This window comes from Psychrobacter sp. ANT_H59, from assembly GCF_008369225.1.
Lineage (GTDB): Bacteria > Pseudomonadota > Gammaproteobacteria > Pseudomonadales > Moraxellaceae > Psychrobacter > Psychrobacter cryohalolentis.
On the sequence record NZ_VOBE01000002.1, the window covers coordinates 528,000 to 553,894 of the forward strand.

Annotated in this window: 18 protein-coding genes; 16 read left to right on the plus strand and 2 right to left on the minus strand. The window is 41.8% G+C overall.

Going from position 1 to position 25,895, the window contains the following annotated elements; translation table 11 throughout:
• Positions 1 to 192 precede the first annotated feature (192 nt).
• The 5 genes from yidC (at position 193) to FQ083_RS05335 (ending at position 6,319) form a co-directional block, all read left to right on the plus strand.
• Positions 193 to 1,887, plus strand: a complete 1,695-nt coding sequence (gene yidC / locus FQ083_RS05315) for a membrane protein insertase YidC (protein WP_149409108.1) — start codon at positions 193 to 195, stop codon at positions 1,885 to 1,887.
• A 245-nt stretch (positions 1,888 to 2,132) separates the two neighbouring features.
• Positions 2,133 to 3,569, plus strand: a complete 1,437-nt coding sequence (gene mnmE / locus FQ083_RS05320; protein WP_149409157.1) for a tRNA uridine-5-carboxymethylaminomethyl(34) synthesis GTPase MnmE — start codon at positions 2,133 to 2,135, stop codon at positions 3,567 to 3,569.
• Between the two features lie 93 nt (positions 3,570 to 3,662).
• A complete protein-coding gene (gene nrdR / locus FQ083_RS05325; protein WP_020444555.1) occupies positions 3,663 to 4,121 on the plus strand; it encodes a transcriptional regulator NrdR in 459 nt (152 codons plus the stop codon).
• A 99-nt stretch (positions 4,122 to 4,220) separates the two neighbouring features.
• A complete protein-coding gene (gene ribD / locus FQ083_RS05330; RefSeq protein ID WP_149409109.1) occupies positions 4,221 to 5,276 on the plus strand; it encodes a bifunctional diaminohydroxyphosphoribosylaminopyrimidine deaminase/5-amino-6-(5-phosphoribosylamino)uracil reductase RibD in 1,056 nt (351 codons plus the stop codon).
• A 371-nt stretch (positions 5,277 to 5,647) separates the two neighbouring features.
• Complete coding sequence (locus FQ083_RS05335) at positions 5,648 to 6,319, plus strand: riboflavin synthase (RefSeq protein ID WP_149409110.1); 672 nt, start codon at positions 5,648 to 5,650, stop codon at positions 6,317 to 6,319.
• A gap of 137 nt (positions 6,320 to 6,456) precedes the next feature.
• Here the strand turns inward: FQ083_RS05335 and FQ083_RS05340 are convergent, their stop codons facing one another.
• Complete coding sequence (locus FQ083_RS05340) at positions 6,457 to 9,387, minus strand: response regulator (protein WP_149409111.1); 2,931 nt, start codon at positions 9,385 to 9,387, stop codon at positions 6,457 to 6,459.
• Positions 9,388 to 9,666: 279 nt separating this feature from the next.
• Here FQ083_RS05340 and fmt point away from each other — a divergent pair, with 279 nt between their 5' ends.
• The 9 genes from fmt (at position 9,667) to FQ083_RS05385 (ending at position 20,929) form a co-directional block, all read left to right on the plus strand.
• Positions 9,667 to 10,758, plus strand: a complete 1,092-nt coding sequence (gene fmt, locus FQ083_RS05345) for a methionyl-tRNA formyltransferase (RefSeq protein WP_149409112.1) — start codon at positions 9,667 to 9,669, stop codon at positions 10,756 to 10,758.
• A gap of 70 nt (positions 10,759 to 10,828) precedes the next feature.
• Positions 10,829 to 12,403, plus strand: a complete 1,575-nt coding sequence (locus FQ083_RS05350) for a transcription antitermination factor NusB (RefSeq protein WP_149409113.1) — start codon at positions 10,829 to 10,831, stop codon at positions 12,401 to 12,403.
• Positions 12,404 to 12,444: 41 nt separating this feature from the next.
• The gene (gene thrC, locus FQ083_RS05355; protein ID WP_149409114.1) at positions 12,445 to 13,866 is read left to right on the plus strand and encodes a threonine synthase; all 1,422 of its coding nucleotides are present in this window, start codon (positions 12,445 to 12,447) and stop codon (positions 13,864 to 13,866) included.
• A 336-nt stretch (positions 13,867 to 14,202) separates the two neighbouring features.
• On the plus strand, positions 14,203 to 15,300 hold the full coding sequence (locus FQ083_RS05360) for a LysM peptidoglycan-binding domain-containing protein (protein WP_262880851.1): 1,098 nt from the start codon (positions 14,203 to 14,205) through the stop codon (positions 15,298 to 15,300).
• 54 nt (positions 15,301 to 15,354) lie between these two features.
• Positions 15,355 to 16,578 (plus strand): DNA-processing protein DprA, encoded by a 1,224-nt coding sequence (gene dprA, locus FQ083_RS05365; protein WP_149409116.1) that lies wholly within the window; start codon positions 15,355 to 15,357, stop codon positions 16,576 to 16,578.
• Between the two features lie 80 nt (positions 16,579 to 16,658).
• Positions 16,659 to 17,303 (plus strand): L-threonylcarbamoyladenylate synthase, encoded by a 645-nt coding sequence (locus FQ083_RS05370; protein WP_149409117.1) that lies wholly within the window; start codon positions 16,659 to 16,661, stop codon positions 17,301 to 17,303.
• 143 nt (positions 17,304 to 17,446) lie between these two features.
• Positions 17,447 to 18,409, plus strand: coding sequence for a TIGR01777 family oxidoreductase (locus FQ083_RS05375; protein WP_149409118.1), 963 nt, complete (start codon positions 17,447 to 17,449; stop codon positions 18,407 to 18,409).
• A 337-nt stretch (positions 18,410 to 18,746) separates the two neighbouring features.
• Positions 18,747 to 19,700, plus strand: a complete 954-nt coding sequence (locus tag FQ083_RS05380) for a metallophosphoesterase (protein WP_262880856.1) — start codon at positions 18,747 to 18,749, stop codon at positions 19,698 to 19,700.
• Positions 19,701 to 19,780: 80 nt separating this feature from the next.
• Complete coding sequence (locus FQ083_RS05385; RefSeq protein WP_149409120.1) at positions 19,781 to 20,929, plus strand: metallophosphoesterase; 1,149 nt, start codon at positions 19,781 to 19,783, stop codon at positions 20,927 to 20,929.
• A gap of 32 nt (positions 20,930 to 20,961) precedes the next feature.
• Here FQ083_RS05385 and FQ083_RS05390 read toward each other — a convergent pair whose 3' ends face one another.
• Positions 20,962 to 22,413, minus strand: a complete 1,452-nt coding sequence (locus FQ083_RS05390) for an alpha/beta hydrolase (protein WP_149409121.1) — start codon at positions 22,411 to 22,413, stop codon at positions 20,962 to 20,964.
• A gap of 570 nt (positions 22,414 to 22,983) precedes the next feature.
• Between FQ083_RS05390 and grpE the strand changes: the two genes are divergently transcribed.
• Positions 22,984 to 23,598 carry a nucleotide exchange factor GrpE gene (gene grpE, locus FQ083_RS05395; RefSeq protein WP_011514755.1) on the plus strand — a complete coding sequence of 205 codons (615 nt, stop codon included), beginning with the start codon at positions 22,984 to 22,986 and terminating at the stop codon, positions 23,596 to 23,598.
• Positions 23,599 to 23,892: 294 nt separating this feature from the next.
• Positions 23,893 to 25,836, plus strand: coding sequence for a molecular chaperone DnaK (gene dnaK / locus FQ083_RS05400; RefSeq protein WP_149409122.1), 1,944 nt, complete (start codon positions 23,893 to 23,895; stop codon positions 25,834 to 25,836).
• The last annotated feature ends 59 nt before the right edge of the window (positions 25,837 to 25,895 follow it).

A 25,895-nucleotide genomic window follows, 5' to 3' on the forward strand; every position in this document is an offset into this window, starting at 1 on the left:
CATATCTACCTAGTTACCCACAAGTTATCCACACTGTTGGTATCATTTAGAATCGTTTTTTAGTAAAATGATGAACATTTTATGTGATTGACTGCTGACATTACCGTTCACTATCTGGGCCAATGCTGTGTGGTGGTCATAACACATGCCCTAGTTTTTTTATTCCCTAATTTTTTAATCTAGGAAAGGTTTATGCAAAAGATATTTCGGGTGATGATCATCATTGCGATGTTAATCACCGCTTATCTGCTGATTTTGGCATGGCGTGATGATTATGCAGATGCCCCAGCTGTAGACACGGTGCCAGAAACTGCAGCTTCAGTAGGAGCCGATATTCCTTCTACTAGCGGTGCAGCAGGTGATATTCCAGTACAGACGCTACCTGCCGACAACGGTACAGTTGATAGCGCTGTGACTGCTACACCTGCTACTGATGCAGGACTAATCACAGTCACTACTGATCGTTATGACATCAAAATCAATCCAGAAGGCGGTGACATCGTTTATGCTGCGCTAAAGCAGTATGATGCGACCCTTGATAGCGATAAGCCTTTTGTATTGCTAGAAAACAACAGTAACCGCGTTTACGTGGCTCAGTCTGGTCTGATTGGTCAAAATGGTATCGATACCGCAGAAGGTCGTGCCAAATACAGCCATACCGCTAACAATTACGTGATGGAAAAAGGCCAGCAAACGTTATCAGTGCCGCTTACGTATAAAAAAGATGGCGTGACAGTCACTAAGACTTTTAGCTTTACTCACGATAAATATCCTATCGATATCAGCTATAAGATTCAAAATGCTTCTACAGCGGCATGGCAAGGTCAGATGTTTGCGCAGCTAAAGCGTGATGATAGTAAAGATCCCGGTATGTCTGATAAAGGTGCGCTTAGTATGGCAACCTATTTGGGCGGCGCTTGGGGTACACCCGATGATCCCTATAATAAGCTGAAGTTTGGTAAGTTTAATGATGGTGAATTGACCACAACCAGTGATAAAGGTTGGGTTGGCATCGTGCAGCATTACTTTGTGTCAGCATGGACGCCTGAAAACTTTACTGGTAAATTCTTTAGCCGCGAAACAGGTGATGATTACTTTATCGGTTTTAACAGTCAGCCTGTCAATGTTGCACCAAACAAGCAAGTAACCTTAAATGCGACGCTATACGCAGGCCCAAAGGTACAATCTGAGCTTAAGGATGTAGCAGTAGGGTTAAATCAGACGGTCGATTATGGTCTGTTATGGCCAATATCAAAGATATTGTTTGGTATTTTGGATGGTATTCATAAAGTCATCGGTAACTGGGGCTGGTCAATTATTCTATTGACTATCTTAGTGAAGCTGGCATTGATGTGGTTCTCAAACAAGAGCTACTACTCAATGGCGAAGATGCGTGCGATTGCACCGCGCCTTGCTGCATTAAAAGAAGAGCATGGCGACGATCGCATGAAAATGTCGCAAGAAATGATGGCAATGTACAAAGAAGAAAAAGTCAATCCAATGGCGGGTTGTTTGCCGATTCTAATGCAGATGCCGATTTTCTTAGCCTTGTATTGGGTACTGGTTGAGAGTGTTGAGCTACGTCATGCACCGTGGATTTTGTGGATTCAAGATCTATCAGCGATGGATCCGTGGTTTATTTTGCCACTATTAATGGGTGCATCGATGTTTATTCAGCAGCAGCTTAATCCACAGCCAGCTGACCCGATGCAAGCGAAAGTCATGAAATTCTTGCCGATTATTTTCACCGCGTTCATGCTGTTCTTCCCAGCAGGTCTGGTACTATATTGGACTGTGAATAACTTATTTAGTATGACGCATCAATATATCGTCAATAAAAAAGTAGAAGAAGAGCAAAAGCTTCGTACGGTTAAGGTACTGGATTAACCATTTAATAGTTTATAATTTTAAAAAACCATCGCTACGGCGGTGGTTTTTTTATGCCCTTAATGTCATATCTGGTATGAATACCTACTTAAGACTACGCCATAGTCGCTGCAGTCAAGCTAGATGATATTGGAAAAGACTTACAATGAGGAGATTACGCTCTTTAAAGATTGTTTTGTCAGTGTGCGTTAAGCCGTCTATAATGGAGTTTTTAGTTATTGAGAGTGCTTGTGGATTCCCAAGAGTTGGCGTTAGCCGCCCCTGAGTCATCAAAAAATCTCGGTTTTTCGAGTCTGCCTACCATTGCCGCTATTGCTACACCGCTTGGACGGGGTGGGGTCGGGGTTATTCGTCTGTCTGGCACACATGCGTATAGCATTGCTTGTACACTGACAGGTAAGTCAGCATTTAAACCACGCATGGCGAGCTTCTGCCGATTTTATCAAGCAGATGGTACGGTTATCGATGAAGGGTTGGTGCTGTATTTTAAGGGTCCGCACTCGTTTACTGGCGAAGATGTTATTGAACTGCAAGGTCATGGCGGCATGATTTTGCAAAATCAGTTGTTGGCACGTGTGTTTGAGTTAGGGGCAAAACAAGCCAGCGCTGGAGAGTTCTCTTATCGTGCCTTTGATAATGATAAGTTAGATTTGGTACAGGCAGAAGCCATTGCAGATGCGATTGATGCTACCAGCGCCGCCGCTGCTAGCAGTGCTATTCGGTCACTCAGCGGCGAGTTTTCACAAAAGATTAATCAGCTACTTGAGCAGTTAATTCATCTGCGTCTGCATGTTGAAGCAGCCATCGATTTTCCTGATGAAGAAGACGTTGATTTTTTATCAGATGGGGTCATACAAGGTAAGCTTGAACAAACACAAGAAAAAATCCAGCAGGTCTTGGCGACTGCTAAGCAAGGACAATTATTACGTGATGGTATTCATGTGGTATTGGCAGGTAGACCTAATGCTGGTAAATCAAGCTTGTTGAATCGCTTGGCAGGGCAAGAGCGTGCTATCGTCACTGATGTGGCGGGTACAACGCGTGATACACTACAAGAAACCGTTGTCCTCAATGGTTTGACGCTACACTTGACTGATACGGCAGGCCTGCGCGAGACAGAAGATACGGTCGAGCGTATCGGTATTGAGCGCGCGCGGACAGCGATTGCTCAGGCAGATATGCTGTTAATGGTTTATGATGTAACCCGTGATCTTGAAGAAGAAAGTACCCCATTACAGCTCGCTGAGCAGTTATTTGGTGAGCTACCAGAAGCCAAGCGCTTGTTAATTATCGCTAATAAAAGTGATTTATTAAATAATAATAGCAGCAAAGAAATAACCTCTATTTCGCAACAACAAATTCATAATCGCGGTTACGAGCAAGTTAATGTTTCATGTGAAACAGGCGCAGGTATTGATGATTTAGTCGAAACTCTGTGTGCCAAAGTAGGGTTTCATCCACCCGAAAATAGCTTGATAGCTCGTACGCGTCATTTAGATGCATTAAGAAGAACGGCCGAATATTTAGCAGAAGCTCATGAGCAACTAACCGTTTTTAAAGCGGGTGAGTTAGTCGCTGAAAGTTTGCGTCAAGCTCAGCATAGTCTGGGCGAGATTACCGGGGAGTTTAGTGCAGATGATTTGTTGGGCAAGATTTTTGGCAGTTTTTGCATTGGTAAGTAATCTTATTTACGGTTATAAATTTGAATGATGTAGCTGTAAAGATGGGATTATGACTCGTTTAATAGTGCTTCATATAAAGACAAGGAAAGCCGTATGCATTGCCCTTATTGTAATGCGTCAGAGACAAAGGTAATCGACTCGCGTCTTGCTGCTGAAGGTGCGCAAGTGCGCCGCCGTCGTTCATGTAATAGCTGTCAAGAGCGTTTTACTACCTTTGAAGTGGTCGAAGTGGTGATGCCGCGTATTATCAAGTCCAGCGGTAAGATTGAACCTTATGATAATGATAAACTACGACGCTCAATTTTATTACCACTACAAAAACGTCCTATCACTATCGATGAGCAAGAAGGGATGATTAGCCGGATTGAAAAGCGTGTACGGCAAATGGGTGAGCGTGAGGTCAGCAGTAAAGTCTTAGGTGAAATCATTATGAGTGAGCTTAAAACGCTTGATGATGTCGCTTATGTGCGCTTTGCTAGTGTTTACCGTGACTTTCAGGATATTGATGCTTTTCATCAAGAGATTGCCAATATACGCCCTAATGATAAATAACATTGAGTTAAGGTTTTGATGCTTTCTTAAGCCTATAATTTTATGTGACTTCATGAAACCATTGATAATAATATCTCATCATTTATTAAGTCCTTTTTTATGTCAAATTCAGACCATTCTCAAAATGCGAAAGACCGATATTTTATGATGCTTGCTATTGAGCAAGCAAAGCTTGGCTTGTATACCGCTCGACCCAATCCTGCTGTAGGGTGTGTCATTGTTCAAGCAGAGGAAGTTGTCGGTCAAGGCTTCCATCCTGAAGCCGGTCAGCCGCATGCTGAGGTATTTGCTCTAAAAGATGCTAGTATAAGAACAGTTGGTGCTACCGCTTATGTCACTTTAGAGCCTTGTAGTCATACGGGTCGTACGCCGCCTTGTGCAAAAGCACTGATAGAGTCTGGCGTCATACGGGTTGTCGTTGCTGGACTAGATCCAAATCCACAGGTCGCAGGTCGTGGTGTGAAATTGTTAGAACAAGCGGGTATTGAGGTGACGGTTGGTATCCTTACCGCGCAGGCAGAAGCGTTAAATAAAGGCTTTCTAAAGGCCATGCGTATTCAAATGCCTTATGTCAGGCTTAAGATTGCGACCAGCCTTGATGGTCGTACGGCGATGGCGACAGGTGAATCAAAGTGGATTACTGGTCCTGCTGCGCGCGAAGACGTACAAAAGCTGCGGGCGCAAAGTGGGGCTATTATTACCGGTAGCGAAACGGTTATTGTCGATAACTCTCAGTTAAATGTACGCTCTAACCAACTAGGTATAGCAATTGAAGAGGTTCCACATCCTAAAGTGGTGATACTTGATAGGCGAGGTCGTTTAAAGCATGATCTACAGTCTGATTACCAGTTGTGCCACCGTACTGACATACTGTATTGGCGTGAAGATAATTTAAGAGAGTTATTAAAGGTATTAGTCACTGAGTATCAGTGTTATGACGTATTGATAGAAGCAGGTGCCAGTGTTGCTGGTAGCTTCTTACAACAGCAATTGGTAGATGAGTTGATTGTGTATCAAGCGCCATGTCTGTTAGGGCAAAAAGCGCGAGCGATGGTTGATATTAATCCCTTATCGCTAGCTCAGCAATTGCGTTTTGATATTCAATGTCATGAACAGCTTGGTTCTGATCTGAAATTGACCTTATTACCCATTTAATTGTTAATTATCTATCCACACTCTTAATGCAAGATATGATGGTTAGGCATAAATAATGACTGCTCATATTAGTTTCACATGAAACTGTGTATAACTTTGTTCCACATGAAACTTTTGATTTTGGTTAAATGTTATTTATATAGATAAATTATAGTAAAATCAAATACTTGCATAGTAGCGATTAGATATATAAATATTGAGTCAAAACAATATTAATTGTGGATAACTTGTTAATAACTAAGGCTTTTAAGCTTGCAGGTAAGTATATCCATTACTTATCCACAGTTTATCCCGAAATATATGTGATATAGCACGTTTATTGCTGAGAAAAGCTATGTATAACGACAATAAAACAATGAGAAGAGGTTGATATGTTTACCGGAATTATAGAAAGTGTGGGAAAGGTTAAGTCGATGCAACCTACAGGCGGCGACATTCGCTTGACTATAGAGTCTAATGGCTTAGATTTTAGCGATGTGAAGCTTGGAGACTCTATAGCTTCTAACGGTATCTGTCTGACGGTTGTAGATTTCGGTAGTAATCATTACTCCGTTGATGTTTCACGTGAAACTATAGCGCGAACAGCGTTAGAAGATTTGAAACCGGGGCATATTGTCAACTTAGAGAAGGCAATGCTACCGACTACACGTTTTGGTGGGCATATTGTCGCAGGTCATGTCGATGGAGTAGGGGTCGTTAGTAAGTTGCAAAAGGATGCACGTTCTATATATATCGAAATTGAGGTACCAAAAGAGCTGGCGCATTATACAGCGACCAAAGGATCTATTACTCTTGATGGTATTAGCCTCACGACTAACTTAGTACGTGATAATATTGTTTCACTCAATATCATTCCGCATACAGCTCAAGTGACCAATATTGCACAGCATTGGTTGGTAGGAGATAAGGTCAATGTGGAGGTAGATATTGTGGCTAGGTATTTGGAGCGTTTATTAAATAAGTCGCAGGAAGACACTGCAAATATTAGCCCGCAAAGCAATATTACTGAAGCTTTTTTAGCAGATAATGGCTTTATGAAGTAAGTCATATTTGATACCACAGTCTTATCTTGCTGCAAATTTTATATTAGCAGTAAGTGAAAAGTATAGAAGCTATCTTGTTTTGGCATGGTTTTGTATAAGTGATCACTAACATTCTTTATGAGTTTTAGTAGTATTTTTTAGGGTTTAATTAGTGCTGTTAAGACGTCTTGTAGTTTATCCTTATTAATAGGTTTGGCTAAAAACTCATCCATACCTACCTTTAAGCACGCTGAGCGGTCTTCTTCAGTATTGTTCGCTGTAAGTGCAACGATAGGAATATCATCGCCTTGCGCTCTAATTGCCTGAGTTGCTTGCAATCCATCCATCACTGGCATCCGGCAATCCATCAGAATAAGATCAATCTCTTGACGCTGCGCTTGCAGTATATGTAATGCTTGCTGACCGTCTTCTGCCACCACGCTACGATAACCAAGTTTGGCGAGCATTTTGCAGGCAATTTTTTGATTGGTAGGACTGTCTTCTACCACTAAAATCAGAGGTGAGATAATTTCATTAGACCTATTATCTGCTGACACTACAACGCTGTCGTTATACTTAATATCTGCTGCTTGTATGAGTATCTGTCTGGTAGGAAGTGTTAAGCGCAGTAGCTCAGAGAGTAGTAAATTCACATCTAGCGGCTTGGTTAAAAATCCATCACATCTATCTAGTAGCATAGAAGCGATGCGGCGCTCAGACTTCATACTTAGTAATATCTTTGGTAGCGATACATTAGCCAATAAGTGATTTAATGTATGCTGTCTGTCAATATTGCTAGATAACGTATTTGCTAAATCTTCTTCTTTTATTTGTTCCTCTACCATATTGGCATGGATGCCTTTTTCATCTTTCATCTTTGATTGATTAGATAAAGCAAGCGTAATGCTTTCATAATAATCGTAGTCGAGGAGCAATATTGGAGCGAGTGTACGCTGGTTTTGCATCAGTTCGTCGTTGAGCTGTTGTAGGGTCACGCTATCAGTAGACGTAAAAATAGTGACTCTTATAGATAAATGGGTACATAGGCGTTTTAGATGTTCAGCGGCAAGTGGCTGATTGATGATGGCAATAAGATGCAATCGCGTTAACTGTTGATTGAGATGGTAGATGGGTTGATAGTTTGGATTTTGGCAAGGCAGATAAAGATCAAAGGTACTTCCAATATCAGGTGTGCTATGTAAATCTATAAAACCACCCAATAATTTAGCAAAACTATGAGCAGTTGTCAGTCCTACATCTGCTTGACTGACTTGAGTATGAATTTGGCTGGCTTTTTGCGAGTAACTTGACTGGTCTAATTGCGTGTTTTCTATTTGAGCTGTTTGATTAAAATAACTATGAAGTTTATCTCTCTGGGTTGTCTCTAAGCCAATGCCACTATCTTGGATACTAAAGCGAACCCAGTCATGCGCTGGGTTTGTTTTTCTGTTGGTATTATCAGGCACTAATTTATTAGTTGTACCGTTCACTAAATCATTAACCAGAATGGTATTTTTGGCTGATAGTTGTTCTGTATTCACAGCTTCAATCGTCAGTACAACGTAACCTGAACTGGTATATCTAATAGCGTTATCCAGTAAGTTACGTAAGATTGTCTGCAGACGTTTATGGTCGGTATCGATGAGGCGAGGGCAATCAGGAGTGAAAAAGTATAGTAATTCAAGCCCATGTTGTCTCGCATCTTTTGTGACTAAATGACTGACATGTTGCCCTATTTTATAAATGTCGACAGTTTCAATATTCAAACGAGTTTTTCGAACTTCTATCTCCCCTATATCCAGCATCTCGTTGAGCATAATAAGCATAGCATGACTGGTTTCAATCAGAGTATTGACAATCTGGTGCTCTTTGACAGTCAAAACGCTAGTATCAATCGGTTCTAAAGTATCAATCATAGCCTCTAATGGCAGCCGTAAGTCATGACCCATCGTTGATTTGAGTGCATTAAATTCATCAAGTTGTCGCTGTATTTCTATATTTTGTTGCTGCAGCTGTTCGTTTTGGCTTGTTAAATCATTTACATTATTCAGTAATACGGTAAAACCGTGAACCTGACCATGCTCACCAAACCACGGGGTAATATGTAGCTGATAAGCTTTTTTATTAGCCAGCCCATATACCATAAACGTACGCGTAACACGAAGACTTTCTAGTTGTTGCAGCAGTAACTGGGTGGATTCATCTTCAGTAAAAACAAAATCTGTTAATTTATAATTGCTGTCATTTTGAAAGGCTGTCGAAAATACTTGCTCAAAACGTTGATTAAAGAAGCTAATTTGACCTTGTCTCATAATCATCAGCATCGGTAGTGGGGCGTGATCAACCAAACGCTCTAGGCGATGCTTTAGAGTAGTAATATGACGATGATTGTTATGCAATTGATAGTTAATCCGACTAAGTGCATGACCCAATTGCAAAAATTCAGGCGTAGATTCTTTGCTGACAAACGGTGGTGGTGTATATGCCTCTTTTGCATGACTGCTTAAGTTGTCGGTATAAAGCAGTAACTGCACCCAATTGGCGCGGCGTTTTAAGGTATATAGTAGTGCCAAAGTAAAAAACATGATGGCGGTCATTAAAGGCAACCAATAGCGATAAGATACCCAGTTAACATCGAGCGGCTTATGACGCAAAATGGTATAAAATTTATGGCCGCTTTTAAGCTCGATGGTTCCGACTAGTTTTTCGTTGGATAACGTATAGGTGCTATGAGTATTCTTATTTGATAATAGCGAAGTCTCAATGCTTGGAAACATAATCCCCGTAAATTCAGGTTCATCAGCTTCAGTTTGATGGTAAATGAAAGTTTGGCCGGAGGGCATCATAAAAATCAGCTGATAACTGATTCCTGCCAAAAAAGGCTTTTCTACTATCTTTTTAACGGCAGGGTTTATAGGATTATTAAGCTCGGAAATTTGATACTGCAAGGTATGAAACGTCTCTACACTGTGCTGCTTACTCTCATTCTTCATCTCATGAAACATGATGAAATAATACAATGACAACATGGCGAGTAATGTCAAAGTATAGAAAGCCAACAGGCGTTGCAGAGACTGAAATTGTGGCATAAAGGCATGACCCTAAGTCGGCATAATAATACACAGTAAATTTAAAATGGTTTCGTTAGATTTTACTGCTATATTCTTTATTATTAGCCTACAACAAAGCAATAAACAATATTGATAGCTAGCTAGTATATGACAATGTGAAAAATGAGACTGAATCTTATTGCTATTATAAAGATAATCAGACGCATTAGTAGCGCTTGATTGTGGCTATTACAATCATGGCACAACGCCACAAACTCACCTATAATAGCTTTATTACTTATTAATATTGCCTAAACTATGACCACACTTGCTTGTACCCCTGATGTATCTCTTAATAATGATAACTTTAAACCGACGCGTACAGAGCCGTTAAAAGTGGTATTTGCTGGCACGCCTGAGTTTGCCGCCGTGAGTCTTGAGGCATTAATCAAGCAGCAACAGGCATTGAATATCAGTATTGTAGCGGTCTATAGTCAGCCTGATCGTAAAGCTGGCCGCGGACAAAAGCTGGCGGCATCTGCGGTCAAGCAAGTAGCATTGGCACATGATATCGCTGTTGAACAGCCAGAGACCTTTAAAAAATCAAGTATAGAAGGGGTAATAGCAAGGCAAACTTTGCAAGATTATCAACCCGATGTAATGATTGTTGCTGCTTATGGGTTGATTCTTCCTGTTGGTGTCTTGAATACGCCGACTTATGGTTGCTTAAACATCCACGCCTCATTATTACCACGCTGGCGTGGTGCAGCGCCTATTCACCGCGCATTATTGGCTGGTGATAGTGAGACTGGCGTTACTATTATGCAGATGAATAAAGGGCTTGATACTGGAGACATGCTTTATAAAGTCAGTGCTAGTATTGAGTCTGATGATACGGCTGCCAGCCTACATGATAAAATGGCTGAGCTTGGTGCGACCGCCATTATTACTGTGCTACAAGATTTACCACACTATCAAACTCAGGCTATAGTACAAGATGACAGTCAAGCCAATTATGCTGAAAAGTTAGTCAAAACTGAGGGTGAAATTGATTGGACGCAGTCTGCCACTGTGATTGAACGACAAATTCGTGGCTTAACTCCTTGGCCTGGTGCTTATACTTTTTTGGCAGGTCAGCGTGTCAAAATTTTAGCCAGTTTACCTGTGAATGCATCGCAACCAACCGATAAACAAGCAGGTACAGTTATTAGCGTTGGGCGCAAGGCGATTTTAATCGCTTGTGGTAAAGATAATAATATTGATACTGATGTAAATAGCGAAAAACCTCAAGCCAGTACTTTAGCTATTACTCAGCTACAGTTTGCAGGCAGCAAACCTGTGAGCGCCGAACAAATCTGCCATGGCAATCAGCTTAATGATGGCGACCAGTTTAGTAAAGAAACGAAATAACTCCATTTAGATATACCTAATCCAAATCGCACAAGACGCTAATTATTAGACGTCAAGGAAATTCAATTTAATGAGACAAACCAGCACTGCGCCAAGAAACAACAAGCTTAAACCGTCAAGTAACCTTATCATGAATGGTAGCGTCCGCGTCCGCGTCATTCGTACTTTACTAGCGATTCAAAATGGTCAGTCGCTTGCAAGCGTCCTTGACCCGTTACTAAACAGTTTGCATGACGGTGATAAGGGTTTTGCTCATGCGTTATTGCTAACGACGTTGCGCCAGTGGTATGCCCTTGAGCGTCTACTCGATAGTCTGGCTGATAACTCGATTGATGAAAAAGAGGTGCGTACGACGATTCAAGTAGGTTTGACGCAGCTGCTGTATTTGCAAGTGGCTGACCATGCGGCAATTCATGAAACGGTTGAAGCAGCAAAAGAAATTGAGTTTGCGCATGCGACGGGTTTAATCAATGCCATCTTGCGTAAGGTTGCTAAGAACCCAAGTAAGTTCCGCAAGAAGTGCGATAAAAAACACAGCTTACCGAATTGGCTTGCCTATCAGCTTAAGCAAGATTGGAGTGAGCAGTATGACGATTTGATGCAGGGTCTACGTCAACCTGCGCCAATGTTTTTGCGAGTGAATACAGGGGTTACCTCGGTAGAAGATTACCAGCAAGCATTAGTAGAATTTGAAGTTGAAGCAGATTTGGTTGAGCTAACGAGTGGTTTACAACTTGAGAAATCGTCGGCTACAGCGACATCTAATAGCATATTAACCCAAGGGTTAAGATTGCATCAAAGTACCGCAGTCAATGCTTTGCCTCAATTCGCTGAAGGCGCTGCTAGTGTACAAGATATGCATGCTCAGCTTGCAGCGCCGCTTATCCATAATGCTCTACTTAATAAACTGAGTATTAAAAACAATGATACAGACGGCGATGTAGATACAAGCAACGACGAAGTCCGTATTTTAGATGCTTGTGCCGCGCCCGGTGGTAAGCTTGCTCATTGGTTAGAATTAATCAGCTCAAATGAGTCTTCGTTGTTTCACGTGAAACAAGACAATGCTGAAACGTTGCCTGTGATTTCGAAAGTGAAGATTACTGCGATAGATAATGAAGCGCCACGTATCGAGCGCATTCATACTAATTTACAGCGCTTAAATTTAAGTCAGCACGACTTGCAGCAAGCTGAGAAAAACATCGAGCTCAATATCGTCTGTGCTGATGCGACGACATGGCAAGGTGCTGGTAAGAAAAAGAGCAAGCTCGTATTTGACGCTATATTGCTAGATTCACCTTGTACGGCGACTGGCGTGATTCGTCGTCATCCTGATATTAGTATCTTGCGTACTGAAGAAGACGTCGAGCAAACAGCACTTTTGCAAGCCGATATCCTGCATAATCTATGGCCACAACTTAAAGTTGGTGGTTATCTGTTATACGTTACTTGCTCTATTCTAAAGCAAGAGAACGTCGAGCAAATGCAGGATTTCATGACTCATTATAATAATGTAGTAGCTGTTGAATTTAGCGACGATTGCAATTGGGGTATCGAACAAGCGATTGGTCGCCAGTGTTTGCCAATTGATAGCGAGAGCGGTGATGGCTTTTATTATGCTTTGCTGCAAAAAACTGCTGAATAAACTGTTTTAATTAATCATCTCATTGTAGACAGGACAATCTAATGAAATATATCAGTACCCGTGGTCAGACAGCGCCGATGGATTTTAGTGATGTGTTATTAATGGGTCTTGCACCAGACGGTGGTTTGATGTTGCCTGAGCACTATCCGAATATTGATAGTGCGACGCTGACTGAATGGCGTACGCTGAGCTACCCACAGCTTGCGATGGCGATTATGCAGCGCTTTGCGACTGATATTCCTGCGGCTGATTTGCAAGACATCATTGAGCGCACTTATACCGCTGATATATTTGGCTCTGATGAGATTGTTCCTGTCCGCAAACTTGAAGACAATTTATATATTCTAGGATTATCAAACGGTCCGACGCTGGCATTTAAAGATGTTGCTATGCAGTTTTTGGGCAATGCTTTCGAATATGTGCTTAAAAGAAAAGACGCGCGTATTACTATTATTGGTGCAACCAGTGGCGATACGGGCAGTGCGGCAGAATATGCACTACGCGGCAAAGAGAATATCGAAGTCTTTATGCTGTCACCGCACGGCAAAATGAGCGAATTTCAGCGCGCACAGATGTATAGCTTGACCGATGATAACATCCATAATATTGCCATCGACGGTATGTTTGATGATTGCCAAGATATTGTCAAAGCGCTACAACAAGATGCTAAGTTCAAAGCGGCTTATAATCTAGGTACGGTTAACTCTATTAACTGGGGTCGTATCCTTGCGCAAATCGTTTATTACTTTAAAGCTTATTTTGCCGTCACTTCAAACAACGATGAAAAGGTGAGCTTTAGCGTGCCATCAGGCAACTTTGGTAATATTTGTGCTGGTCACATCGCCCGAGAAATGGGTCTGCCAGTTGATCGTCTAATCGTCGCGACTAATGAGAACGATGTACTGAACGACTTCTTTAATCAAGGTGCTTATCAGCCACGTCCGACTGCCAAAACCTATATTACTTCAAGTCCTTCAATGGATATCTCTAAAGCCTCTAACTTTGAGCGTTTTGTTTATTTGCTATTAGATAAAGATAGCGCGCGCGTCCATGAACTATTTGAAGGTGTGAAATCTGGTCAAGGTTTTGATTTGCCTGATTTGATGGAGGCGGTCAACACTCGCTACGGTTTTGCTGCAGGTAAGTCGACCCATAATGACCGCCTGCAAACCATTAAAGCGCTTTATGAGCAGCATGGAGAGCTGGTTGATCCGCACACCGCTGATGGTATCAAAGTTGCTAAAGAATTACAGCGCGAAGGCGAAGTGATTGTTTGTGCCGAAACGGCACTACCGGTTAAGTTTGCCGATACGATTGTTGAAGCAATAGGTCAAATAGATATTGCTCGTCCAGCCCATACCGAAGGTTTAGAGAGCTTACCGCAATATGTGGTGGTACTTGATAATGAGGCTAAGTTGGTTGCTGAGCAAATTCGTCAACAGGTCACGCCAAATCCTGCCTAGTCGATTTTATTTTTATTTAGTTGTTAAAATGAATATCCAGTCTAAGGTTACGCTATTGTAAAAAAGTGTTTATGATTGTGTTATGGTGGATATAATTGTAATATTAGAAATCGCGTCGGTAGGTCATCGGTTTACCAGACGCTTTTTTAGCAATCATACCTGTCACTCATATCAGTCACTAACACTGAATAGCTGCTCTATAGACGTTATGATAAGGTGCTATAAGTCTTTATTTTTCCTTAATTCTTTGTTGTTATTTTTAAACAAAGGTAAAATAAGCCAACTTAAGTAGCCTTGATTATGGCGCTAACAGCGTTACATATTGTGGATATAACCATGAAGATGAGCTTAAAAAATATCGTAAAAGCGCTATTGGTGACAACCTTTAGTGGTGCAATGCTGATGAGCACCGCCCACGCTAATAATCCGCCGCCGACCATTAAAGCGGATGCGCCCAATCGCTATATTGTCAAAAAAGGCGATACTTTGTGGGATATCTCAGGACGTTATCTGGATAGTCCATGGCGCTGGAAAGAGATTTGGGCGACCAATAAGCAAATCAAAAACCCTCATCTTATTTATCCTAATGATGTTTTGATTTTATGCGTCATACAAGGTAAAACTCTGATCGGCGTTGATACAGGCGAGGGTTGTGCAGGGATTGAAAAACAGTTAACAGGCAATGTGGTGACTACGACAGTCGCTGTTACTTCTGCTGTCAATAGCATTCCGCCGATTCCTTGGTCTGCCATTCAACATTGGCTTGATAAGACACTGATTGTTAATCCGCAAGATTTTAATACCACGCCTTATATTCTAGCCTCTAAAAAAGGCAATTTAATTACGGCTAGTGGTGACAAGGTTTATGCCAAAGGCGTGCCACTGCTTGTAGGTCAACGTTATGGTATCTACCGTGAAGGCGAGATGTATATCGAGCCAAAAACGCAAAAAGTCATTGGTTTAGAAGTCACACAAGTGGCAACGGGATTGGTTACGGCTACGGCAACCAATGGCGTGACGAGCTTGCAGCTTATCGACAGTTACGGTAAAGAAGTTCGTGAAGGCGATCGAGTATTTGTTGAATTAGACAATGCTATCCCACCAGTCTTTTATCCGACGCCTGCAACCGTTAATCGCGGTGGTATGATTGTTCGTGTGATGGATTCTATCAGCTCAGCTGCCAAAGGTAGTGTGGTGGCAATTAACTTGGGTCGCATACATGGTGCGAAGCCGGGTGATGTATTGACTGTTTATCAAAAAGGCGCAGTCATACGTGATATTAAGGACAATGATACACCGGTACGTTTGCCGAGTGAGCCAAGCGGTATGGTGATGGTGTTCAATAGTTTTGACAATATCAGTTATGCTTATGTGCTTGAGTCTGAGCTGCCACTGAGTATTGGTGATCAGCTGTTGCCACCTCCTTATTTATAACACTGCCTTAAGTTTCAGCGAGCAGATCTTAAATAAGCCTATAAGAGTCATACGATGATGACGGTAGCCACTTTTACTTTATCAGATGAGCAGCGTGCGGTACTGGCGCTGTGGTTTGAGTTAAATGCGTCATTATCATCTTATCATAAACTCATTCATAACTATGATAGTGCGCAGCTTGCATGGCAAGCTGGCGTAGAGTCGTGGCGTCAATTAGGGATTCATCATAGCCATTTAACTCGTCATGAACATCCAGAGAAAACGCGCGCCAGCATCGATACCATTCAACAAGCATTGATAGAAGAGAAGTACGGTCTATTATTTGCCGACCAACCTAATTATCCTGCTCAATTGTTAGAAATCTACGATCCGCCGCCGCTGTTATTCTATCGAGGTAATAGTGAATTGTTGCGTTGGGCACAAATCGCTATTGTTGGCAGTCGCAAGCCAACGGCACACGCGCAAAAAATTACCTTTGATATGGCACAGTATCTTGCACAAGCAGGCTACGTCATTACCAGTGGACTTGCCATTGGTGTGGATAAACGTGCCCATCTTGGCGCATTGGCACAGACCGATGTAGCGTGCCAAGGTCGCACAGTGGGCGTTATGGGGACGGGTATTGATGTTAATTATCCCAATCATCATGATCGTCTGTTTAGCCAAATTATTGAGCAAGGTGGTTGCATCATCAGTGAACTATTACCGCATACGCTACCACATAAGCATACTTTTCCACGTCGCAACCGCTTGGTTGCAGGGTTGAGCCTTGCGACCATCGTTACTGAGGCAACGATTAAAAGTGGTTCGCTTATTACTGCGCGCCTCACATCCGAGCAAGGTAAGCAAGTTTTTGCAATTCCAAGTCATATAGACAATAGCAATGCTGAAGGGTGCCATCATCTAATACGTGAGGGTGCGACCTTGGTTTATCACCCTCAGCAAGTATTGGATGATATCAGTGTGCAATTGCCAAGCCAGTCTCAGCAGCATCAACTTGATCATAATTCAAAAGCACAAAGTCTTGATAAGTCAGTATTTAATCAGTCTGCTACCATTAAAAAAACAATAAAACCTCAGGAAGTGAAGCCAGCGCCTAGTATTACTGTACCTGAGCATCTAACCACCTTGTTTGAAAAGTTGGACTGGCATGGTCAAGATTTGGATGCACTTATCCTTGTGACTGATCTTGTGCCCGCACAATTGATTGGGCAGTTGATGGAGCTAGAGCTATTGGGCGCAGTGACGGTCCAAGGTGGACGCTATTTACGTATTTAAATATACTTGCAGCACTGCATTTTTTGTAAAATAAATTCACGCTATCTCTTTTCATTCTCTTTGTTCGAAAGGCATTATTTATGTCCTTATCTACACCCCTTATTACTGACTCTACTATTCAAGCGGCTACTTGGCTTAAAAAGGGGCAGCTACTTGCTTACCCAACCGAAAGTGTGTGGGGCATTGGTTGTGACCCATTCAATAAGCAAGCAGTCATGCGGTTACTTGATATCAAGCAGCGCCCAATAGAGAAGGGGATGATTGTGGTCACTGATAGTCCCAGCCGCATTACGGCTCTGCTAGAAGGTCTAACGGCTGTAGAGCGGCAAACCGTACTTGATAGTTGGCAAGCTGATTCGAAAGACACTACTGCCAAACAAGCGCATACTTGGCTACTACCTATTCCAAAAAATCTGCCGATTACTATTCCATCGTGGATTACGGGTACTCATGATAGTGTTGCCGTCCGTGTCATTGATCATCCATTGGTCAAGCAACTGTGCGCGCAGATGGTGTCAGTTAGCAATCCTTACGGTTTTGTCGTCTCAACAAGCTGCAACCCATCAGGAAAGCCACCTGCTATGTCACTCATCGAAGCAAAAGGTTATTTTTTAAATCACAATGAAAACTCAAATGAGTGCGTTGGTTATCTTAAAGGGGAAACACTAGGCTATCAATTGCCAAGCCAAATAGGCGATGCATTGACAGGACAAGTTATTCGATAGTTTAATATTTAATAGCCAAAATTTCGTATCACTATCTCCGATTCTCATTACTCAGCCCTAACGTCTACACTTGTCCCCTTGTTTTCATAGTGTGCTTTTTGTCACACTGATGAGAATATAATCAATAATAAGGATAATAAGTGATGAATATTCTAATCAGCGGTGGTTCGGGATTTTTGGGTAGTGCTTTTAGCCAAGAGCTCTTGATGCGCTATCAAGAGATGGGAAAAGCGTTACAGATTACTTGGTTGACCCGTGATAGTAATCAAGCACATCCTAGTGATATCACAATGATGACCTATGATGAACTTGCAAAGTCAGATGCATACTTTGATGTGATTTTAAATCTAGCGGGTGCCGGTATTGCTGATGCGCGCTGGAATGACGATCGTAAAGAGCAATTGCTAGCCAGTCGAATGAAGCCGACAAAAGATATACTGGCATTTGTTGCCCGCAGTCATGTAAAGCCAAAATTGCTTGTTAGTGGTTCAGCGATTGGTTGGTATGGCAATCAAGGTGATAAACCCTTGACCGAGAGCAGTGGTTTTCAGACAGATTTTGCCCATCAGTTATGCGATGACTGGGAGCAACTAGCGCTACAAGCAACTGAGTTTGGTGTGCCAGTGACGCTTGTGCGTACGGGTGTGGTCATCCATCCTGCAGGCGGTATGCTTAGCAAGCTCTTAACCCCTTTTAAAATGGGTATTGGTGGGCAGTTAGGTAATGGTCAACAAATCATGAGTTGGATCAGCCGTGATGATTGGGTAGCGGCAGTAACATTTGTTATAGAGCAGCAGCTTGATGATAGTACTTTTCAGGTTAATGAGAATACGCTCCATCCAGCAAGCAATAACGATATGAAAATTTATAATCTAACCGCGCCAAATCCTGTAACTAATCATACTTTTACCAAAACATTAGGCGCTTGGCTACATCGTCCGACCTTTTTTACTTTGCCGGCGTTTTTACTCAAGCTGATATTTGGTGAAATGTCGACACTGCTTCTTGATGGACAGAAGGTGCTGCCGAAAGCATTGCTTGATGGTGGGTTTGAGTTTAAACATCAAACGCTTAAAGAAGCTTTGGAACAACAAGCAGTAAAATAGTCCTCAGCAAATCTGGCATAATAAATCTATAGTAAGCGCTATAGCTATTTCATAGACTAAAAAAGCGGATTGTTCCACATGAAACAATCCGCTTTTTTTTGGTTTTTATAAAGGGATAAAAACATAAATAGTGTCAGGTTTCAATAAACAAGAACTCTGTCTTCAACAGGTAAGAATATTGACGTACTATACGTGCGTCTTTGGCTGGTTAAATTTTGTTATGTGGCTTTTTATAATAGGTACGCAACTACTGGCGTTTATGACGAGTATGATATTTTGGTGGTTAATCAAACCAAAATCTCGCTTTAGTCGTATAAGTTTAGTCCTCAGTATTTTTGTGATTAATAATACTTTTCTTATCTACGGGCTGAGTGAGTTTTGGCGAGAGCGCTTTCATGTCTATCTGGCCGCCAGTATTTTGCAAGGCTTTATGTTGTATGCTGGTTTGGTCACCGCTATCATTGCTATTATTTATACTCAGGTTTTTAAACGGAAGCTCAATAACGTATCCATCCGCGCGTTTGCAGTCGCTGTTTATACGGGGATTATAAGCTTGGCAGTGTTTAATGCCTACTCTCCAGTCATTCATCATTTGACGGTAAAAACGGAAAAAAACTTAGTCAAACCGATGAGAATAGCCTTAGTTTCTGATACCCATTTGGGTAGATGGTTTGGTAATCAGCAGATAGATAAAATGGTTGCGCTAATAGATGGGCAAAATCCTGATGTGGTGCTTATCGCCGGTGACGTCATGAACGACTCTACTGATGCTTATGATAAAACCAATATGCATGAGCATTTATCAAAATTAAGAGCGCCACTTGGTGTCTATGCAACTTTGGGTAATCATGATTACTCTGGTAATGAGATTGCGATTGCCGAAGCGATTGAGCGTGCCGGCATACAGGTGATTGATAATAAAAGCGTATGGTTGGATGATGCTGTATTGCTGGTTGGGCGTTCAGATGCGACAGACCCTAAGCGTCCTGCTGCAGCAGATTTGATGGGTGACATTCAAACTGATAAACCAGTGCTGTTTTTGGAGCATAGTCCTGAGGCTTTAGCAGAAATAAAGGACTTGCCGGTTGATTTACATTTATCAGGGCATACCCATGGCGGTCAAATATTTCCTTTAACCGTTTTACTAAAATGGTTTACGCCTTTGGTTTATGGCTTTAAAGCAGTAAATGGTAGCCAGTTTTTGGTCACTTCAGGCTATGGTATCGGGGCGGTGCCATTTAGGCTAGGGACGCGCTCTGAGATTTGGTTGATTACTTTACAACCGACCTAATGCGCTTCAATATATTGTGATTAAATGAATTTAGCTCAGAATAAACACACAGTGCTTAAACCCCGCTCAAGGATTTCCTCATGCGTTACGCCTTTATTCTCACCATTATTGTGCTGCTAGAGCTTTTTAGCACGGGTGCAGCGCTCAGCTTGCAGTGGTGGCTGCAGCCTTGGATAGATTCTACACCTACATCGATTGCGGTATGGATAGGGGTGTTTTTAATCACTCATGTTTTATTATTACTAAGCGTTACCAAGCTATTTTCTAATAGCTATCGCTGGATGAGTGGTTGGATGTTAGTGATGCATTTCATGATGCTGACTGCGGTAGCGACTGGTATATTGTATGGAGGGTCTTGGCTTTTAACCCCCTTGCTTGATAGTACGCTTGACCATTCAGAGATAATTGCTGCTGGATTACGCATTTTTGCGCTGTTGTTTTTTATAGGGCTGTTTGCATATGCTTTATATAGTGCTTATATACCCGTTGTGCGTGAGCTGCCGATTCATATTCATAAACCTTTAAACAATCCATTGCGTATCGCGGTCGCTAGTGATTTACATTTAGGTCGGCTATTTGGTAATAAAGCTATTGAGCGGCTGCATATCATGCTAAGCAAGTATCAAGCAGATATCTTATTGATGCCAGGCGATATCATGGATGACAATACACAGGCATTTAACACTTATAATATGAAAGATAGCTTGGCAAAACTTGTCGCCAGTTTGCCATATGGTGTCTATGCGACGTTGGGTAATCATGATTTATATGGTCATGAGCAGCCCATCAGTAACTCTTTACGCGCGGCGGGCGTGCAGTTATTAAATGATGAAGCAACACACTTCATCCATCAAGGAGAAGTGGTCTGGCTAATGGGACGCTTTGATAATCACAAGCGTCAGCGTGTCGCAACGATTGAGCTGCTCGCACAAGTCAATAGTACCGAGCCCGTGGTTCTTTTAGATCACAGACCCAGCGCTATCATCGAACACAGTCAGCTACCAATAGATTTACAAGTATCAGGACATACCCATAACGGTCAAATATTCCCTGCTAATTTTATCGTCAGCGCGATTAACCGTTTGGGTTATGGCTATGAAGCCATTGGCAAAGGACATTTTGTGGTGTCCTCAGGCTATGGATTTTGGGGGATACCGTTTCGACTAGGCTCCCGATCAGAGATTTGGATAATCAATCTTATAGGTACCAATATAGGTACTCAAATTTAAGATCAATAAGCACTCAAATATTAAAATTCTAATTAAGCGCTCAATAGCGCCCTTGTTTTTATGATTTCACGCACAAAATTAGCAAACCCTGTGATGATATGCTGAGTTTCTTGCCCTAATCTTTGATGAACGCTCATAAAGTGAATAAATCCATGCGGTGCGCCAAGTACCGTATGGGTTTGTACGGCTATACCATAACTCTTTAGCTGATTGGCATAAGCAAATGCTTCATCACGTAAGACATCTAATTCTGCCGCAACGACATAACTGGGGCAAACCTGTCGATTGTCCCCAAGCATCGGTGAGGTCAGAATATGCTGACGCGGTAACGGACTATTTTCTAAACAAGCGGCATCAAAAATGGCAACATCAGCATGGTCGAGTAATAGACCTTCACCATATAATTCCCAGCTTGGATAATCGGTCTCAATATCGGTCACAGGATATAAGGGCATTTGTGCCATAGGATGTGGTAAACCTTGTAATATATCAAAGGTCTTTTGACCTTCATCACCTAGATCTAACCAAGCCTCTTTATTTGGCGTGATGATTTGCTGAGCCATCAAAGTAGATAATCCACCACCTGCGCTATCACCTGCTAATACAATGCGTGATGGTAAAGCACCAAATTCTTCACAATGTTTAGCCAACCAAGCATAGGCACTGATACAGTCTCTTACGGCAGCAGGGGCAGGGTGTTCAGGTGCTAAGCGATAATCAACACTAATGACCGGCCAACCCGTCTGCTCACAAATAGCATGACAAAATTCATGATGGGTATTAAGGTCACCAATACAAAATCCACCACCATGAAAAAACAATAGCACGGTCTCATCAGGATTACTGGTTTGCTCTTTTTTAAAGCCAAAACCATTATCGGAGGTCTCATTTTGATAGCAGCGAATGGTCATATCACCGTCGTCGGCATTGGCAATCGTTCTATCTTGCCAACTGATGGCGCTATCGCCTTTTTTATGAAACTGTTTTAAATTGCTAAGCAAGTTGTCAGAAGCCTGCTGCCATACTTTTGGTGCTTGCATAGCGACCGCATCTGTTGCAAAACGTTTACGCAGCTCAGACATCTCTATCAGCTGCAAAGGCGTTTTTAGCTTGCTATTGACTGCAAGTATTAAGCGCAGATGGGCATCAACATGCAAGTATTGCTTTGAAGTAGGTCCATCTAAACACTTTATCAAACTCTCAAGAATCGGCGTAGGTAAGCAGCCAAAGCTTTTTATGGCATAGTGCAGTAGATGCGGTTGATAGTTGGTCATCAGATGGTGCTCGAGTATCTTTTCTTTAATAGATAAGCCTTTATCCTCGCGACTATCTTGCAAAGCACTCTCATCTATATCCATTATTTCAGCTGATATATTGATATCAGTGCTTTTGGGGTTCTTATCTTGTCCAAATGACATAAGATTTAGGGTCTTCACCGCTTTATTGAGTAAGGTGTTGACTGATAGTACTGTTGAGTTAGACATAACACCTCTTAAAAATCATGGTGAATACTTATTAATGGTAAGTATTCACTGTTAGTATTTTGCTGACATTTGGCAAATGTGTAATGACTGTTATGCAGTCAATTTTGATTATAGCAATCATAAAATAATCGAAAATTAAGTTGGGTATTCTTTGGTAATAGTTTGGGTACAAAGCGTAAAGGAGTAGGAATAAATGACGACTTTTTGTACCTTTTGTTGGCTTAACTACATATTTATGGTTAATAAAGATCAGCAATGTGTATGCGAAATTGATAGATATCCGGCTATTTTTTCTTTATTTGCATAGTGTTTTTTATTGGTGAGAAAAATTCCTTGCGCTGGGCTTGAAATTTGCCTTCACAACCTTTATCAAGCAGCTATTGAAAGGTGATTACATATAGTTATACAAAGAACCAGTAATAAAGGTTAAGTAGGCAGTATAAGCCTATGAATTATGAGTAAATGCATTAGTAATAACCACAAAGTGGCGAGCGCTGCGCTAATCTTTTGTGTGCTACATTGCATCATTATTACGACGCTATTAAATTATGACACTATCAAGGAGTTATCATGAGCGAGCAAAATAACAACCACGAATCGATCGATCAAAATGTTTCACATGACAATGTCTCACATGACAACGTGGTACATGATGAGAGCATCTTAGAAGAGACTTTAAAAGAATTTGACCCACAAAATAATGCTGGTGAAGAAAGTGTCATCGAAAATGATATTGATCTTGATACTTTTAAAGCCCGTATCGCTGAGCTAGAAGGCGAAGTTAAACAAGCTAAAGAAAGTACCGCTCGTGCCAATGCCGAAACTTACAATGCGCAAAAGCGTATGGAGCAAGAGGCAGATAAGAGCAAACGTTTTGCACTACAGAAATTTGCCAAAGAGCTTTTGGAAGTAGTGGACAACTTGGAACGTGCGATTGAAAACGTCAATGCAGACGATCCTGTTACTGAAGGCGTGAGACTGACACATAAAGCATTGCTAGATGTGCTGAACAAAAATGGCGTCGAAGTGGTCGAGCCACAAGGCGAAAAATTCAACGCTGATTTTCATGAAGCGGTCGGTATCGACGCTGATGCGCCAGCCGATACTGTTGGTACAGTCTTGCAAAAAGGCTATAGTTTAAATGGCCGTTTATTACGTCCGGCGATGGTACGTGTCGGTCAGTAGTAAGTAGGACAGGCGCTAAAGCGGTAGTATGCTAAGCATATAACGTCGCCAATGTAGTCCTAGATGCTTATAGAGTATATAGGCAAAAGATATTCAGTCTTTAACTGTGCTAAACCTTATTATTAGTGAGGGTTTTCACAAAAAATCACACAAAAGGCATTATTTGCATGGCTATCGACTTGAAAAAATACATAAGCAAACCGATATAAAGCAACAAGTGATCGACTACGATCTAGTGATCGACGGTCTGATGAAATAAAATTTTATTTAAAAATAAATTAGGAGCAATTCATTATGGGTAAAGTCATTGGTATTGATTTAGGTACAACCAACTCATGTGTCGCAGTAATGGAAGGTGATAAAGTTAAAATCATCGAAAATGCTGAAGGTACTCGTACCACCCCATCGATTGTCGCTTATAAAGATGACGAGATCCTTGTTGGTCAGTCAGCCAAGCGTCAAGCGGTTACTAACCCAAACAACACGCTTTTTGCTATCAAGCGTTTGATTGGTCGTCGTTTTGATGACAAAGTCGTGCAAAAAGACATTGGTATGGTGCCTTACAAAATCGCCAAAGCCGATAACGGTGATGCATGGGTTGAAATCAACGGCAAAAAACTAGCACCACCACAGGTTTCTGCGGAAATCTTGAAAAAAATGAAGAAAACAGCCGAAGATTATCTTGGTGAAGCGGTTACTGAAGCAGTCGTTACTGTACCTGCTTACTTTAATGATTCACAGCGCCAAGCAACTAAAGATGCCGGTAAAATTGCGGGTCTTGATGTAAAACGTATCATCAACGAACCAACTGCTGCTGCTCTTGCTTATGGCATGGACAAAAAGCAAGGTGATAGCACTGTTGCCGTTTATGACTTGGGTGGTGGTACCTTTGACGTGTCAATCATCGAAATCGCTGACGTTGATGGCGAGCAGCAGTTTGAGGTACTAGCAACCAATGGTGATACATTCCTTGGTGGTGAAGATTTTGACTCAGCATTGATTGATTTCTTAGTCGCTGAATTCAAAAAAGACCAAGACGTCAACCTAAAAGGTGACTCTCTTGCGATGCAGCGTCTCAAAGAAGCGGCAGAAAAAGCGAAAATTGAGCTATCAAGTGCCCAAAGTACTGAAGTAAACTTGCCGTATATCACTGCTGATAGCAGTGGTCCTAAGCATTTGGTTGTGACTATCAGTCGCTCAAAACTTGAGAGCTTAACTGAAGAATTGGTACAACGTACCATGGGTCCTTGTAAGATTGCCCTTGAAGATGCAGGTATAAAAATCGGCGATATTGATGATGTCATCTTGGTTGGTGGTCAGACTCGTATGCCATTGGTACAGCAAAAAGTACAAGAATTCTTCGGTCAAGAGCCACGTAAAGACGTGAACCCTGATGAAGCAGTAGCAGCCGGTGCAGCTATTCAAGGTGCGGTATTGTCTGGTGAAAAAACCGACGTATTGCTACTTGATGTGACACCATTGACGCTTGGTATCGAAACCATGGGTGGCATCTTGACGCCAATCATTGAGAAAAATACCATGATTCCGACTAAGAAATCACAGGTATTCTCAACGGCTGAAGACAACCAGCCAGCGGTTAGCATTCAGGTTTATCAAGGCGAGCGTAAAATTGCGAACCAAAATAAACAGCTTGGTCGTTTTGACTTAACTGATATTCCACCAGCACCACGTGGTTTGCCACAAATCGAAGTAAGCTTTGACATCAATGCTGACGGTATCATGAATATCTCAGCGACGGATAAAGGTACTGGTAAAGCTCAAAGTATCCAGATCAAAGCGGATTCTGGTTTATCGGACGAAGAAGTTGAACAAATGATTCGTGATGCTGAAGCTAATGCTGCTGAAGATGAGAAATTCGCAAATCTTGCGCAAGTGCGTAACGAAGCAGATGGTCGTATCCATGCGGTACAAAAAGCGCTAAAAGATGCGGCTGATAAAGTATCTGACGATGAAAAATCATCAGTAGAAGCGGCTATCTCTGAGCTTGAAGCAGCGGCGAAAGAAGATGACCATGAAGAAATCAAAGCCAAGCTTGAAGCATTAGACAATGCCTTCTTACCAGTTAGCCAGAAGATTTATGCTGATGCAGGCGCTAGCGCCGAAGGTATGGATCCAAACCAGTTCCAACAAAGTGCGGATAATGCTGGCGAGAGCAACCAAGCAGACGACGATGTGGTCGATGCTGAGTTCACTGAAGTAGAAGACGATAAAAAATAATTATACTGCTAATAAGTAGTTAAATAAAAAACGCATCCTTCGGGGTGCGTTTTTTTATT